Origin of the sequence: Providencia sp. PROV175 (genome assembly GCF_032707045.1) — a bacterium.
Lineage (GTDB): Bacteria > Pseudomonadota > Gammaproteobacteria > Enterobacterales > Enterobacteriaceae > Providencia > Providencia hangzhouensis.
This window is the reverse complement of the sequence record NZ_CP120533.1, coordinates 2474552-2489381: the sequence shown is the minus strand read 5'-3', so window position 1 is coordinate 2489381 and position 14830 is coordinate 2474552. Positions and strand designations below refer to the sequence as shown.

The 14830-nt window shown below is 42.4% G+C and carries 13 protein-coding genes and 1 tRNA gene; 10 read left to right on the top strand and 4 right to left on the bottom strand.

The annotated features are described in order from the left end of the window. Both P3L44_RS11070 and P3L44_RS11065 read left to right on the top strand, forming a co-directional pair. The gene (locus tag P3L44_RS11070) at positions 1-1485 is read left to right on the top strand and encodes an aldehyde dehydrogenase (protein ID WP_272662285.1); all 1485 of its coding nucleotides are present in this window, start codon (positions 1-3) and stop codon (positions 1483-1485) included. An 87-nt stretch (positions 1486-1572) separates the two neighbouring features. Continuing rightward, positions 1573-3093, top strand: coding sequence for an alanine/glycine:cation symporter family protein (locus tag P3L44_RS11065; protein ID WP_164560992.1), 1521 nt, complete (start codon positions 1573-1575; stop codon positions 3091-3093). Between the two features lie 8 nt (positions 3094-3101). Here P3L44_RS11065 and P3L44_RS11060 read toward each other — a convergent pair. Then, positions 3102-3189: transfer RNA gene (locus tag P3L44_RS11060), tRNA-Ser, on the bottom strand. Positions 3190-3526: 337 nt separating this feature from the next. Between P3L44_RS11060 and ghrA the strand changes: the two genes are divergently transcribed. Together ghrA and P3L44_RS11050 are read left to right on the top strand one after the other, a co-directional pair. Continuing rightward, entirely contained in the window at positions 3527-4468 is a 942-nt protein-coding gene (ghrA, locus tag P3L44_RS11055) for a glyoxylate/hydroxypyruvate reductase GhrA (RefSeq protein ID WP_272662288.1), read from the top strand. Positions 4469-4605: 137 nt separating this feature from the next. Further along, complete coding sequence (locus tag P3L44_RS11050; protein ID WP_140172406.1) at positions 4606-5157, top strand: molecular chaperone; 552 nt, start codon at positions 4606-4608, stop codon at positions 5155-5157. Positions 5158-5311: 154 nt separating this feature from the next. Here the strand turns inward: P3L44_RS11050 and P3L44_RS11045 are convergent, their stop codons facing one another. After that, positions 5312-5872 (bottom strand): lipoprotein, encoded by a 561-nt coding sequence (locus P3L44_RS11045; protein ID WP_094962528.1) that lies wholly within the window; start codon positions 5870-5872, stop codon positions 5312-5314. Positions 5873-5910: 38 nt separating this feature from the next. Beyond that, positions 5911-7116, bottom strand: coding sequence for a multidrug efflux MFS transporter MdtH (mdtH, locus tag P3L44_RS11040; protein ID WP_272662291.1), 1206 nt, complete (start codon positions 7114-7116; stop codon positions 5911-5913). 829 nt (positions 7117-7945) lie between these two features. On the opposite strand from mdtH, the gene rimJ reads away from it, so the two are divergent. The 4 genes from rimJ (at position 7946) to P3L44_RS11020 (ending at position 11368) form a co-directional block, all read left to right on the top strand. Further along, on the top strand, positions 7946-8533 hold the full coding sequence (rimJ, locus tag P3L44_RS11035; protein ID WP_094962953.1) for a ribosomal protein S5-alanine N-acetyltransferase: 588 nt from the start codon (positions 7946-7948) through the stop codon (positions 8531-8533). A gap of 83 nt (positions 8534-8616) precedes the next feature. Then, positions 8617-10155, top strand: coding sequence for a murein biosynthesis integral membrane protein MurJ (gene murJ, locus P3L44_RS11030; RefSeq protein ID WP_140172408.1), 1539 nt, complete (start codon positions 8617-8619; stop codon positions 10153-10155). Between the two features lie 360 nt (positions 10156-10515). Continuing rightward, positions 10516-10752 carry a hypothetical protein gene (locus P3L44_RS11025; RefSeq protein WP_140172409.1) on the top strand — a complete coding sequence of 79 codons (237 nt, stop codon included), beginning with the start codon at positions 10516-10518 and terminating at the stop codon, positions 10750-10752. 43 nt (positions 10753-10795) lie between these two features. Beyond that, on the top strand, positions 10796-11368 hold the full coding sequence (locus P3L44_RS11020) for a helix-turn-helix transcriptional regulator (protein ID WP_004255079.1): 573 nt from the start codon (positions 10796-10798) through the stop codon (positions 11366-11368). Positions 11369-11389: 21 nt separating this feature from the next. Here P3L44_RS11020 and argS read toward each other — a convergent pair whose 3' ends face one another. Further along, positions 11390-13120, bottom strand: a complete 1731-nt coding sequence (argS, locus tag P3L44_RS11015) for an arginine--tRNA ligase (RefSeq protein WP_004255076.1) — start codon at positions 13118-13120, stop codon at positions 11390-11392. Between the two features lie 165 nt (positions 13121-13285). Between argS and P3L44_RS11010 the strand changes: the two genes are divergently transcribed. Both P3L44_RS11010 and cutC read left to right on the top strand, forming a co-directional pair. Continuing rightward, entirely contained in the window at positions 13286-13840 is a 555-nt protein-coding gene (locus P3L44_RS11010) for a VOC family protein (RefSeq protein ID WP_140172412.1), read from the top strand. A gap of 181 nt (positions 13841-14021) precedes the next feature. Continuing rightward, the gene (gene cutC / locus P3L44_RS11005; protein ID WP_272662292.1) at positions 14022-14783 is read left to right on the top strand and encodes a copper homeostasis protein CutC; all 762 of its coding nucleotides are present in this window, start codon (positions 14022-14024) and stop codon (positions 14781-14783) included. Positions 14784-14830 lie beyond the last annotated feature (47 nt).

The following is a 14830-nucleotide window of genomic DNA, read 5'->3' as shown; positions in this document are numbered from 1 at the left end:
ATGACGATGACCCAACAGCAGGTGTTTGAATGTGCAAAACAAGGGAAACTGTGGGCGGGCAATTTAATTGCAGGGCACCCAGAACAGCAAAATAAATTAGAAAACCGTACCCCAATCGATAATAGCGTTATTGGTTTTATTGCTGACGGTGATGCGAACGATATTAATGCCGCGGTACAGGTAGCGCGTAACACATTTAATCAAGGTGAATGGCGCGGATTATCGCCTCAAGAACGTAAAGTTATCATGCTTAAATGGGCTAATCTCATTGAAAAACACAGTGAAGAACTTGCAGCGCTAGATTGTATTGATGCAGGTAAGCCTATCACTGAATGCTTAAATACGGATTTACCCGCAACGATTGACACCTTTTATTGGTATGCCGAAGCGATTGACAAACTGTTTGGTAAAATTGCACCAACAAGCCATCAAGAATTGGGGTTGATAGTGCATGAGCCTATTGGCGTGGTTGGTGCAGTGTTGCCGTGGAATTTCCCTGCTCAGATGTTTGCATGGAAAGTGGCACCTGCTCTCGCGGTAGGCAACTCGGTGATTGTGAAACCTGCTGAATTAACCTCATTAAGTGCTTATCGTATGGTGGAACTGGCCTATGAGGCAGGGGTCCCTAAAGGCGCATTAAGTTTAGTTTGTGGGTTAGGTGAAAAAGTCGGGGAAGCTCTTGGCCGCCATCATGATGTGGATGTTGTGTCATTCACCGGTTCAACAGAGGTAGGGCGTTTATTCTTAAAATATTCAGCAGAAAGTAACTTAAAAGAAATTGTACTCGAATGTGGGGGAAAAAGCCCTCAAGTGGTGTTTGAAGATGCCAATATTGAGGCGGCAATTCCGCATATTATGGCGGCTGCCTTTTGGAATATGAGTGAAAACTGTAGCTGTGGCTCTCGCTTAATTGTGCACGAAAGCATCAAAAAAACACTATTAGAGAAGCTTGCCGCCGCCGTTAAAGAATGGCAAGTCGGCGACCCAAGGCATGAGGATATTTCAATTGGGCCAATGGTCGAACAGGCTCATTTTGAGAAAGTAAAATCCTTTTTAGATATCACGTTAAAAGAGGGAGGAAAATTAGTTGCGGGTGGAAAAATTCATCATGAATTGGGGGCGGGATGGTATATCGAACCGACAATTTTTGATGAAGTCACGCCTGAAATGTCGCTATTTAAGCATGAAGTTTTTGGCCCTATTTTAGCCGTCACATCGTTTAAAACTGATGATGAAGCTGTTGCTTTAGCTAATGACACTCAATATGGCTTAGCGGCTTCATTTTATAGCCAAAATATTCACCGAGCCATGCAAATTGCACAGCGTATTAATGCGGGTACTGTTTCAGTCAATGGCTTTAGTGAGGGCAATATTACAACGCCGTTTGGTGGTTTTCGTCAATCAGGTTTTGGCGGTAAAGACAACGGGTTAGAGGCATTTGAACAATATACTCAAACGAAGGTTATCTGGTTTATCCATCAGTAAAACGTTGGCCTGAGCCCCCTAGTGGACTCAGGTTTTTTTTTACCCTGCAAATACAAATAAACAATTACAATAACGAAGGAGTACAAAATGGAAGCCATCGTTAATACAATCGTTGGTTACATCTGGGGTAATGCATTAGTGGTGTTATCGCTAGGTGTTGGGCTCTATTTTACATTAGCGACTCGCGGTGTACAGTTTCGCTATCTCATTAAAATGGTATGTTTGTTAAAGGAAAATAAAGCGTCAAAAGAAGGAATTTCCTCCTTCCAAGCATTCTGTTTAGCATTGTCAGGGCGTGTCGGGGTAGGTAATATTGCGGGTGTGGCGACAGCCATTGCCGCAGGCGGCCCCGGTGCAATCTTCTGGATGGTTGTCATGGGGCTATTGGGGGGAGCTAGTGCATTTATCGAATCCACACTCGCGCAAATATACAAGCAACGCTCTGATGGCCAATATCGCGGTGGTTCCCCTTACTATATCGAGAAAGGGTTAAAACTGAAGCCATTTGCTATTATAGTGGCTGCGGTTATTTGCCTTTCTTATGGAGTACTGGTTCCGGGTATTCAAGCCAATACCATTGCTGATTCCTTTCAAACTGCATTTAACTTACCCCCAATTGCGACAGGCGGCATTGTGACAGTGCTGATGGCATGGTTAATCTTTGGTGGTGTAAAACGTATTGCGAGTGCAGCAGACAAGATCGTGCCAATTATGGCATTGGCATATATCGTCATGATGGTGATCATCTTGGGTAGCCATTACGAACAAGTGCCGGGTATGTTCAGTTTAATTTTCCGTAGTGCGATGGGAATGGACGCTGTATTCGGTGGTATTGTTGGTACGGCTGTCTCATGGGGTGTGCGCCGTGCCGTTTTTTCCAACGTGGCAGGGGCGGGTGAAGCCACATTTAGTTCTGCGGCGGCCGAGGTAAGCCACCCTGTAAAACAAGGGTTAATTCAAGCGTTTTCTATTTATATCGATACTGTCGTTGTGTGTACAGCATCAGGTTTGATGATCCTTGTCACCAATATGTATAACGTTTTTCCAGATGGTTCGGCGACTGCCTTAGTCGAATATGTTCCCGGGGTTGCCGCGGGGACCGCATGGACACAAATGGCGGTATCAACAGTCTTTACTTCTGCAGGGTCGGGATTTGTCTCAATCGCCGTATTTTTATTCGCTTTCACAACCTTGATGGCCTATTACTATATTGCAGAAACCACGATTGTTTATCTCGATAGAAAATTGCGTTACCCCATTTTGAAATTGATACTTAAGTTTGTATTTCTGATTATTGTTTTTATGGGAAGCGTCCAGTCAGTTAGCTTAATGTGGAGCCTTGGCGATATTGGGTTCGGTAGTATGAGTTACCTTAATCTTATTGCCATCGTTTTCCTGTCAAAACCTGCATTACGAGCACTGCGTGACTTTGAGCGGCAGGAAAAACTAGGCGTTGATCCGGTGTTTGACCCGAAAGTCGCTGGGATAGAAAATGCAGAACTCTGGGAAGATATAAGCCGCGAATATCACGAACAAGGAATTGGTATAGAACCGAAAGAGAAAAAAAATCAAGGGATGGCATATCAAGAAGAAGAGAGGAAAAACTAGAAGAAAAATGGCGGTGAGGGAGGGATTCGAACCCTCGATACGTTGCCGTATACACACTTTCCAGGCGTGCTCCTTCAGCCTCTCGGACACCTCACCGTTTTTCTAAATCTGTTGTGGAGTAGGGAATAAAAACCTGCTCTGCAACGGGGCGCTACTATAGGGAAAATAGCGTCTAACGTCAACTCCCTATTTATCCTTTTTCCGACTTTTGTTGCTGTTTAGCTAAATAAAAAACAATTTGATTATTATCTAATCTTAAATGTTATCAGCTAAGGTAAATAATACGTTTAATGTTAATTTGAAACGGCAAGTCGTGAAGATAAAAAGCGTTAGCTAGTTAACAAAATTCTGATTGAATACAGTGTATCGGCTTGATTAACTTGAAAAGAAATGCCATTCGGCACACTCTGTTAGAAACTAAAGAGGAGTTGCCATGAATATTTTATTTTACCATCCATTTTTTGATTCAAAACAGTGGATTGAGGGCATGAAAGCGCGATTACCCCAAGTGAATATTCGCCAATGGGAAAAAGGGGATAACCAAAGTGCAGATTACGCTATGGTTTGGTTACCGCCTTATGAATGTCTCGCTGGTCGCAGTGATTTAAAAGGTATTTTCGCGTTAGGTGCGGGTGTGGATGCTATTTTAAAGCAAGAGCAAGACAAACCTGGGACCTTACCGGCAGGCGTTCCTGTAATGCGTTTGGAAGACACTGGAATGGCGATTCAAATGGAAGAATACGCTTGTGCAAAAGTGTTAAGCTACTTTCGTCGTATGGATGAGTACCGCCAATTACAATCACAGCGACAATGGAAGCAATTACCAGCCTACCAACACGAAGATTTTGTCATTGGTGTTATGGGAGCAGGGGCATTAGGGCAAGCGGTTGCAAAACGCTTAGTCAGCTTTGGTTTTCATGTAAGAACATGGAGTCGCTCTGAAAAACAACTTGATAACGTAAAAAGCTATTTTGGTAATGACCAATTAGCTAGCTTTCTTTCTGGAACCCGTGTGATTATTAATCTTCTGCCAAGCACGCCAGAAACGGTGGGAATTTTAAACCAGCAACTATTTAGCCAATTAGATCAAGGGGCATATGTTATCAACCTTGCACGTGGTGCTCATCTGATTGAGCAAGATTTGCTTTTAGCGCTTGAATCAGGGCAAGTTGCAGGTGCTGCGCTTGATGTTTTTGCGAGTGAACCGTTATCGCAAATGCACCCGTTCTGGACGCATCCACGCATCGCTATCACGCCCCATGTTGCCGCCTTTACAAAACCGAAAGAAGCCATGGATATGATTGTCAGTAATATCCAGCGCATCGAAGCTGGCCAAGCTCCTATTGGTGTGGTTGATATGCAACGCGGTTATTAGTCACTTCTTTGTTGCGAGTGGTCTTTATGAACACTCGCAATCATCACCCCTAATATCTTTCCTATTTTTTCGATATACTGAAAATAACTGCTTCGGTCACGAGGTGTGACTACTGAATCTGAAAAATAGGATAATATATGAACGAATTTTCAATCGTCTGCCGTATTTTGGGGACACTATTTCAACGTAGTCCCTCTGATAGCCTCGTAAAGCCGCTTATTGATATGATTGCTCAAGATAAATTAAAAGCATCATGGCCATTGGAGCAAGATGAATTATGGTTGCGCATGGCAAAAGATCTCGATATCAATGCGGTTAATGCGGATTACCAAGCCCTGTTTGTAGGTGAATCCCCAGCAGTTTCAATGCTAGCGAATGATTACGATTCTGAAATTACAGAAGCAGAAGTTCGCGAATTTTTAACTGTGAGAGGAATGTCCCTGACGAATGCACCTGCGGATGCTTTTGGTGCGTTACTACTCGCGGCTTCTTGGTTGGAAGACCAAGCGGCAGAAGATGAAACAGCCGCCCAAGAAGAATTATTTGATAGCTATATTCTTAGCTGGTATGGCAGCTTTTTAGGTAAAGTTGAAGCGCATGCTACAACCACGTTTTATCGTACTTTAGCCCAAATTACGCGTGATGCAGTTATTGCTCTGCGTGATGAGCTTGACTCAGAAACCGAATAGTTGTGACGCCGTCACTTTTTTATGATGATGTTACTTATGTTTTAGTCAGCGGTATTGATTAATAATTTTGTTTGAGGATTGAATAAGTCAGAAAGGCAACAGATTTTTTGTTGCCTTTCATGCTTTTATCAATCGAAATAATTTATGGTTAAAATTAATCAACTAATGGAATGACAAGTTTGCCCGGTTTGATTTCAAGCCCTTTAGCCAATTTCTTTGCGGTTGCTTCAGCAGCACCATTATCTGGATTTAACACATAAACAGGCTGAGTTTCAAAGAAAGTTTCAAGGGAACTATTTAAGTAAGGAATAACAGCTGACATAGCCGTATCCATATTTTCGGGTGTTACCTTGTAACTGCTAATATTTAACTCTTTTAAGTAAATTGAGCCGGTTTTGGCGTCAAAATAAGGACGAGCAGTGAGGGTCAGGTTAATTTGTGCTTCTGCTTTACCAATCAGCGAGTCTAATTTAACGCTTGCATCCCCTGTCAACGCGACTTTTCCAGGCTCACTGCGGCCGATTTCTGATTTTAAATTAGCGAGTTGAATATCCGCATCAGCAAAGCCAGTAATGCCGACCTTGTGGTCATATTTTACTTTATTAGCAAGATAATCATTAATTTGTGATTCACTAATACTAAACTCAGATAATTGACTACAACCCGATAAGAGAGTGAGAAAGCCCACCATAGCGGCGATTATAAACTTCTTCATAAAGACTCCTTTTACAGTAATACCGCTAGTTTAGCGCATTACTGCCCACTCAACATGACGGTTTCAATTTTTTTACGGTTAAATTGCTTATGCAGTGCCCATAAAGTGATAAAACCGATGATCCCTAATAAGAACCAAGGTAATTGTGGCATATTCCATTGGTGGCCAATATCGTACATCCAGCCGCCACCGGTGTAACCGACAGCTCCGCCTAAAGCAAGGCCTAAGCGGCTAAAGCCCATATAGCTCCCTCTGGCTCTTGGGTCAGCAAGTGATGCGCTTAGTGTTTCTCTAGCGGGGTCGGCAGTCACAGTACCTAAATAAAATAGGCAAATAAGGGCAAATAGCGTGTTGAGTGAGGTTGTCATGCCAATTGGAAACATGCTGAGACTCATTAAAAATAGCCCGGCCATGAGCCGTTGCTCAAGGCGAAAATGTTTTTCGCTCCAACGAGCAATAGGGTAAAGCAATGTTAAGGATATCGCTGCTTCAATCGCATACATCCATTTGACGGCAGTTGGCGTCCCTGCTAACTCATTGACAACAATAGGAAACATAAGCATCACTTGTACTGACAACATAAAATAGCCTGCCAATGTGACCACATAAGTTACAAAGCGTTTATCTTTCAGTACGCGTCCCATGCCTTCTTTAATGGGGGTTCTGACAGTTGAGATTCGATAAGCAGGTAATAACCAAGCATTGCAGATAGCAGCAATAATAAACACAGCAGCGCCAACCCAGCAGACATAATGGAAGTCATACTGTAGTAGCCAACTACCAATCAAAGCACCGATAACTGCACCAGCACTGTCCTGCATTAACAGCAAAGAATAAAAACGGCCACGTTCATATGGGCGAGTTAATTTAATAACTAATGCGGTTCGTGGGGGATCAAACAAGGTTCCACCCAGAGCAGAAAGTACGCAAGATAGCCATAAAACCCAAGGGTCATGGGCCACCGCCATGACTGCAAAACCACTGGCACGTAATAGCATTCCAATGACAATCATGGGCTTCGCGCCAAACCGGTCAGCGATAGCACCGCCAAAGATACCTAAACCTTGTTGAACAAACTGACGAAGCCCTAAGGCAAAACCAACCACCACGGCGGCCCAGCCCAGTTGATCAACAAAACGAATAGAAATAAGCGGAAAAACGACAAAAAAGCCTAGGACAACCAACATGTTGTCAAACAAAAGGAAATACTTGCCAAGGCTTCTTGCCCGTGACACTTGCGCCATGAGAGACACCATTAGAAAAATAGCAAAGGGGGAAAGTTTCTTAAAATCAGTTACCAATAATATCAGTATAATAGGGTTCAATAGATGATATTTTTTTATCGATAAATATTCGTCATACTTCACTCTGTGATGGTGTTGACTGCGTTCGGCTCCTTGGGTCACATACTAGTGTATGCTCCCCAAGCTATCCTCTCTGGTCGCCTAGTCACAGAGCGAATTATTTAGAATATTGATAGGGCCATACTTCACTCGGTGACGGTGTTGACTGCGTTCGGCTCCTTGGGTCACATACTAGTGTATGCTCCCCAAGCTATCCTCTCTGGTCGCCTAGTCACAGAGCGAATTATTTAGAATATTGATAGGGCCATACTTCACTCTGTGACGGTGTTGGCTGCGTTCGGCTCCTTGGGTCACATACTAGTGTATGCTCCCCAAGCTATCCTCTCTGGTCGCCTAGTCACAGAGCGAATTATTTAGAATATTGATAGGGCCATACTTCACTCTGTGATGGTGTTGACTGCGTTCGGCTCCTTGGGTCACATACTAGTGTATGCTCCCCAAGCTATCCTCTCTGGTCGCCTAGTCACAGAGCGAATTATTTAGAATATTGATAGGGCCATACTTCACTCTGTGACGGTGTTGACTGCGTTCGGCTCCTTGGGTCACATACTTGAGTATGCTTCACAATGAAGGCATCTAGTGATGTATTCATATTTTAATTTACGTAACATATTTTTCGTGAATGAATTGTAAGCTACACTTTAACGTTCTAAGTTATTGGCTTGGAACTAAAGAAAATATCTGGCTTTTTATTAATTAAGGGTTAACGATGTTTGGTTATCGTTCAAATGTACCGAAAGTGCGTCTTGTCACTGATAGAATGGTTATTCGTTTGACTTACGAACGTGATAATTATCGACTAGCTGATTATTACAGTCTGAACAAAGACTTTTTAATTCCGTGGGAACCCATCAGGGACAACTCTCATTACCAGCCCGCTGGCTGGCATAATCGGTTACAAGTCATGAATGAAATGCATCGAGAAGGAAGTGCTTTCCATTTCTTACTATTAGATAAAGAAGAAAACGAAGTTATGGGGGTAGCGAACTTTAGTAATGTATTGCGCGGCTCATTTTATGCCTGTTATTTAGGTTATTCACTAGGTGAAAAATGGCAAGGACAAGGTCTAATGTATGAAGCGCTAACCCAAGCGATTCGTTATATGCAACAACACCAAAAAATGCACCGAATTATGGCAAATTATATGCCTCATAATATGCGTAGTGGTCATTTATTGACTAAGCTTGGCTTTGAACGTGAAGGCTATGCAAAGCAATACTTACAAATTAATGGTGAGTGGCGTGACCATGTATTGACGGCATTGACAGATAACACTTGGGCGCTGAATAAAGCCTAAATTCCTAATTTACTTTTCAATCGTAGTCAGTTGCAGCGCTCGCTGTTAAACTGATGCGATTGTATTCTTTTAGTCTATCAATCATGAATTTATTAAAATCGTTGGCGGCAGTAAGCTCCATGACCATGATGTCTCGTGTGCTTGGGTTTATTCGCGACGCCATTATCGCTCGAGTTTTTGGTGCAGGAGCCGCGGCGGACGCCTTTTTTGTCGCATTTAAGCTACCGAATCTTTTACGTCGAATTTTTGCCGAAGGTGCATTTTCACAAGCTTTTGTCCCAATACTGGCGGAATACAAAAATCAGCAGGGAGAAGAGGCCACTCGTACATTCGTCGCTTATATTGCTGGGATGCTAACCCTCGCTTTAGCGATCGTAACTATCCTTGGTATGATTACCGCCCCTTGGATCATTTATGTTACTGCACCTGGATTTACTGACGATGCTGACAAATTTGCGCTGACGACAGATCTTTTACGAGTCACATTCCCTTATATTTTTCTGATCTCTCTGGCCTCTCTCGCTGGGGCTATCCTGAATACTTGGAACCGTTTCTCAGTCCCTGCATTCGCGCCAACATTGCTCAATGTCAGTATGATCATTTTTGCTGCTTTTGCAGCCCCATACTTTAACCCACCCATAATGTCATTAGCATGGGCAGTGCTGGTTGGCGGTGTTTTGCAACTGGTCTATCAGCTACCACACCTTAAAAAGGTGGGCATGTTAGTGCTACCGCGCTTATCATTTCGTGATAGTGGGGTTTGGCGTGTAATGAAAATGATGGGTCCCGCTATTATCGGGGTTTCTGTCGCGCAAATTTCTTTGATTATCAATACGATATTTGCCTCTTTTTTACAATCTGGTTCAGTATCATGGATGTACTACGCCGATAGGCTAATGGAGTTACCATCAGGGGTACTTGGAGTAGCTCTTGGAACGATTTTATTGCCATCACTTGCGAAAAGCTTTACGAGTGGCAACCAAAACGAATATCGTCACTTGATGGATTGGGGGTTACGCCTTTGTCTGCTACTGGCACTACCTTGTGCGTTAGGGTTGGCGATACTCTCTGAAGCATTAACCGTATCTTTATTCCAATACGGTAATTTTACGGCGCATGACTCACTTATGACACAATATGCCTTAATTGCCTATTGTGTCGGGTTAACTGGGATGATTTTGGTGAAAATTTTGGCACCAGGTTTTTATTCACGCCAAGATATTCGTACCCCAGTGAAAATTGCGATTGTCACGTTAATCTTAACGCAACTGATGAATTTAGCCTTTATTGGGCCATTACAACATGCAGGTTTAGCTTTATCCATTGGGTTAGCTGCCTGTTTTAATGCGGGAGTTCTCTATTGGCAATTGCGCAAGCAAGATATTTTTCAGCCTTTAGCGGGCTGGAAAGGGTTTATCGTTAAACTATTGATAGCGTTAATTGTAATGGGTGCCGTGCTATTTGGTGTCTTACATTTTATGCCGTCTTGGCAAGAAGGTAATATGCTGATGCGTATGCTACGTTTGATAGGCGTCGTGATTGTTGGTGCGGGAAGTTATTTTGTTGCTTTATACGTGCTCGGGTTCCGCCCTCGTGATTTTATGAAACGCAGTATTGCCTAATTAATAAGTATGTCAATGACCTTAAAAGCCCAATGTTAATGAGGAGAGCTCATAAAATTGGGCTTTTTTATCTATGTAATCTACGTAGTTAAGGTGCCAACAGGCATAAATTCTTTCCCTTCAATTTCTAATTATCTACTCAAATTTATTCTCTTTATAACTGAATTATTAATTTCAAAATTATTTCATGAAATTTCAATTAATTGTTTTAATTGATAAAAATAATATCCAGCTCTATTTCTGGGGTATATTTACTGGGTTGTTGTGACAGCAATTAATTTCAGGGGAGTATTCAATTTATTGAATATTATTTGTTGACCGATGTCAACGGAATGGCTATGTTATGTATCAAGGAGGTCGATGAAAAAACACCCAAATAAGCATGTTCAGGCAGCTATTGAATATGCGATAGAAAATGGCTGGGTCTGGGTTACAGCAGGAAACTCATCACATACTTTCTGCAAGTTACGCTGTGGTAACGCAGTGGGTGAACACAAAACACATATGATGAGAGTCTGGTCAACGCCAAAAGTTATGGAAGTGCATGCTAAACAGATAATACGTAAAGTGAATCACTGCATTGCTCTTTTAGGTTAATCCAAGCGGTTTAGGCCGCTTATTTATGTAAGATGGGGAAATTATGGCGCTATTTACTTTCACATTAACACTATCGGGTGTGACTGCTGATACGGAAGGCTTAGTTGATACCTTATTCGCCGCAGGCTGTTGCGATGCATTGGTGTGCTTTTATGGTAAATCGGTTTATTTAGAATTTGATAGGGAAGCGGAATCTTTTGATCTTGCAATTGAAACTGCGATTACAGATGTTGAAAGTACATCGCTGAATATAAAAGTGGAATCTATTGATTCCGCTTTGGTTGGGTTAAGTGATATTGCAGAATTGACAGGGCTAACCCGTCAAGCAGTGGCTTTGCTGAAAGATGGGGCTCGAGGTAAAGGCCATTTCCCTACACCCGTACAACGTTTGAAAGGGACATCCCCGTTATGGGACTGGGCGAGTGTTGCTGATTGGCTACAACAGAATAACCGTTTGTCGAATAACCCTGAACTTTATGAACAAGCAAAAATACTTTGTAAATGGAACTTAGTACTCCGTAATTGCGCAAATGAATATATCGATGAATTACAAAAACGAACAACAAAGTTAGCGAAACAGCGCAAACAAAAACGGCTCACCAAAGTGAACCGTTAATAGACTATTTATTGATTTGAATTACATTCTTTCAACGGTTTCAATGCCCAGAGTATCTAAGCCCGTTTTTAGAGTTTTTTGAGTTAATGCAGCCAATTTCAAGCGGCTTTGGCGCTGGGCTTCGTCATCGGCTGACAAGATAGGGCAGTGCTCATAAAAGCCTGAGAATAAACCAGCTAGTTCATATAAATAAGCACACATCACATGAGGTGTACCATCACGAGCGACAGTTAGAATGGTTTCTTCAAACTGTAACAAACGTGTCGCAAGCGCAATTTCACGTGGGTCTTGTAATGAAATAGGCAGAGTTAAGTCTGCATGGGTTAAATTGGCTTTCTTGAAAATAGAAGCCACTCGAGTATACGCATACTGCATATACGGAGCGGTATTTCCTTCGAAAGCTAACATGTTGTCCCAATCGAAAATATAATCTGTCGTTCTGTTTTTGGACAAGTCAGCGTATTTAACGGCGCCAATACCGACAACATTTGCGACATTGAGCAATTCATCTTCAGGCATATCTGGGTTTTTCTCACGGATCAGCGCTTGAGCACGTTCAACCGCTTCATCCAGTAAGTCTGATAAACGAACGGTACCACCTGTACGAGTCTTAAATGGTTTGCCATCTTTACCTAGCATCATACCGAACATGTGGTGCTCAAGTGCCATTGATTCAGGGATATAACCTGCTTTACGGACGATGGTCCATGCTTGCATTAAATGTTGATGTTGGCGAGAGTCAATATAGTAAAGTGAGCGGTCAGCATGAAGGGTTTCATAACGGTATTTCGCACAGGCAATATCAGTTGTTGTGTACAAGAAGCCACCATCTTTTTTCTGGACGATCACGCCCATTGGTTCGCCTTCTTTATTTTTAAATTCGTCGAGAAAAACAACCGTCGCGCCTTCACTCTCGACAGCTAAACCTTTGGCTTTTAAGTCTGCAACAATACCGGGTAGCATACTGTTATATAAGCTTTCGCCCATCACGTCATCTTCGGTTAAAGTGACATTTAAACGGCGATAGGTTTCTTGGTTTTGCTGCATAGTGATATCCACTAATTTGCGCCACATTTGACGACAATATTCATCACCGGATTGCAGTTTCACAACGTAGCCACGAGCGCGGACTGCGAATTCTTCATCTTCGTCGTAGTGTTTTTTGGCTTCGCGATAAAATTCTTCGAGGTCGGCAAGTGCCATATCGGTGGCATCTTCATTTTGAACTTTCTCAAGATAGGCAATTAACATACCAAATTGCGTACCCCAATCACCGACGTGGTTGGCACGGATGACTTTATGACCAATAAATTCTTGAGTGCGTGCCGCAGCATCACCAATAATGGTGGAGCGTAAGTGGCCTACGTGCATTTGTTTCGCGACATTAGGCGCAGAATAGTCAATGACAATCGTTTCAGGCTTGACGGGCGCGATGCCTAAGCGCTGGGAAGCCAATGCCTCTTCAACATGCTTTTCAACCCAAGCTGGCTCAAGGAAAATATTAATAAAGCCGGGGCCTGCAATTTCAACTTTGCTGGCAATCCCTTCCAAATCTAAGTGATTAACAAGCTGTTCAGCCAGTTGTCGCGGAGCTATCCCCATCTTTTTAGCAGCGCCCATCACTCCATTGGCTTGGTAATCACCAAACTGAGCTTTAGCGGATTGACGCACAAGTGCATCACTGTCTTCTGGAGCACCCGCTGCTAACATCGCAGCACTAATTTTATCTGAAAGAATCGCCTGAATATTCACCGAATTACCTTAAATTACGAACATAGTTACCGCATTGTGCCATCACATGCGCATAACTAAAAGGTGGAAGAGAAAAATCGGCAGGTTTTATACCACATTTTGGGGCTCTCATGCTACAGTCTGCGCCACTGTTTAGCAGATAAGTTTTTGTAAAGAGGGCGTTAAGTGCCACAGTTTAGCAAAATTTCGCAATTACAAGATTTATGGGATGACCTACCTATATTCATAGGTAAATTACAACAGATGGCGCAAGAGATAAACGTATTATTGTCATCCTTTCCGATTGACCATATTTCAGTGCGTTGTCATCATATTGCAACTGCAGAACGTTGGCACCAAGGGTTAATACAATGTGCCCAACTTTTATCTGATAATATAATTAATGGCCGACCGATTCGTTTATATGAGCTAAGTGAGCCATTAAATATCGCGGGTCAAGATGTATTTATCATTGAGTTGCCTTTTCCAAAGGACAAAATTTACTCGAAAGAAAGTTGGGAACACATCGAAATGGTAATAGATGTTGAGCCGAATCAGCTAGAAACCGCGGCATTGCAGTTATTACCTGAACCTTTACCCCAAGGGTATAGCATTAAAATGAGCCAACCCAAAGGGCAGCAAGAAAGGTTGCCAAATCCAACATTAGCAGTATCAAATGGTGAGATAACAGTTAAATACCATCCATTCCCGCTAAAAAAGATAATTGAAAGTGAAAAATAAGTGATGTAATTAACGTTATTGATCAATAGTACCTGTTAACTTTTGGCGGTGTGATATCTATCCGATAACATTTTTTGATAAATGGCATTATTAGGCGAATTGTTAACGTTTAACATTAAATCTTTCATTATTTTTTGGGCACATAAAGCCAGTGTTTTATTGCTCTATTTCGGAGGTTGTCATGGCAAAACTGGAAATCTGTTGTTTCGGAATTGAATGTGCCCAAGTGGCTCAAGAATATGGTGCAGATCGTATCGAACTGTGCTCTGGCGCCGCTGATGGTGGTCTGACACCCAGTTATGGTTACCTGAAATTAGCGAAAGAGAAACTACATATTCCAGTTCATCCTATTATTCGTCCTCGTGGTGGCGATTTTTGCTATAACATCAGTGAGTTTGATGTGATCCGTGAAGATTTAATCATGATTAAGGAAATGGGCTTTTCAGGCGCCGTTGTCGGTATATTGGATAGCGAAGGGCGTATTGATATCAACAGGATGCAAACGTTGATGGAAATAGCTCAAGGGATGAATATTACTTTCCACCGCGCATTTGATATGTGTATTAACCCATCGTTAGCTTTAGAACAATTAAAGGAACTCGGCGTGGCTCGCATTTTAACTTCTGGGCAGCAACAAAGCGCGGAGTTGGGCTTACCTCTCTTGAAAGAGTTACATGAAAAAAGCCAGCAAATCAATGGCCCACAAATTATGGCGGGTGCGGGCGTACGTTTAGCTAACCTCAGTAAATTCATGGAAATCGGTTTATCTGAGGTACACAGTTCCGCAGGGAAAACGGTACCATCAACAATGAGTTACCGCAAAGTAGGCGTTACAATGGCTTCTAATAGCGAAACCGATGAATTTACTCACTATTGTGTGGACGGCCCTACAGTAGAAGCGATGAAGGACTTTATTTCTATTACAGAAAAAGTTTCCGTTTAATTGCCGCTAGCCATAATACGCAGCTTTACTATTTACCTGCACGGCTT